The sequence below is a fragment of the Vibrio sp. VP6 genome (assembly GCF_028823755.1).
GTDB lineage: Bacteria > Pseudomonadota > Gammaproteobacteria > Enterobacterales > Vibrionaceae > Vibrio > Vibrio parahaemolyticus.
Map to the genome: position 1 here is coordinate 1 of NZ_JAPEID010000160.1, position 881 is coordinate 881.

The window sequence follows — 881 nt, forward strand, 5'->3', positions numbered from 1 at the left end:
CCGCTCAGATCGTAGTTTCTTGATTTAGTTCCATCGAATTACGCAACAAAGCCTACACTTGCTGTCATGCCTGAATGTCGTAAAAAAGGCGTAGCTCGAAGCTTAATTTTAGAAGCAGAGTGTATGTTCTCTAATGCAGGCTTGCTCTCAGTTTGGTGCGTTGAGCAAACTGGTAATGTAGAGGTCTTTGAGGCACTAGGTTTCAAGGTTGCTGAGCGTATTGAGTCAGATATTTTTGAATTGGCTGACAGCTCAAACGTTAAAGCAATAGAAGTTCGTCTGGAGCGGCAGGCAGCAGTATAACAAAGCGTTTAAGGCGGATTCACAACGCTTGGCTATTTCAGTTTAAGTTGAATTTAGTGTTTAAGGTACAATGGGTTAGGTATGGTGGTTGGCGTTGTTCACCACTTAACGCGGCGTTATATTTTACAAGGAGTGTATATGAAAAAACTGAGTATATTGTCACTAAGTTTTTTAATTTTATGTGGTTGTGCATCAAAACAGGAAGTGTATCTGACACAATCTTCAATAAAAGTTGAGCAACATGACTTAGGTGATTATTGGGTTCAGTCGTCAGAGGATTTTAGATTTAGTTTGAAGTCTAATATAAAGGTGCCAAAAACAGGTGGTTATGTCCTAATTAACTATTTAATAGACTCGAATGGCGAGATATTTAATCCTACAATTGTTGAGTCGTCTCCTAAGGGTGAATGGGATCTAATTGCCTTAAAAGCGTTAAGTAAAGTTGAATACGTACCATCCGAGTCTAACTCACTGAATATACCAGTATATGTGACAACTGAAATTAAATTTGCGGAATAGAAAAACTTAGTATCAAGTTTGAAGTGCGACACTTTTTACAGATGCGCATGAATATACTC

At 38.3% G+C, this 881-nt stretch carries 2 protein-coding genes; both read left to right on the forward strand.

Annotated elements, in window-relative coordinates:
• Nucleotides 1–66: 66 nt before the first annotated feature.
• Nucleotides 67–303 carry a GNAT family N-acetyltransferase gene (locus OU793_RS24670; RefSeq protein WP_274647921.1) on the forward strand — a complete coding sequence of 79 codons (237 nt, stop codon included), beginning with the start codon at nt 67–69 and terminating at the stop codon, nt 301–303.
• 138 nt (nt 304–441) lie between these two features.
• Nucleotides 442–822 (forward strand): energy transducer TonB, encoded by a 381-nt coding sequence (locus OU793_RS24675; RefSeq protein WP_201452287.1) that lies wholly within the window; start codon nt 442–444, stop codon nt 820–822.
• The last annotated feature ends 59 nt before the right edge of the window (nt 823–881 follow it).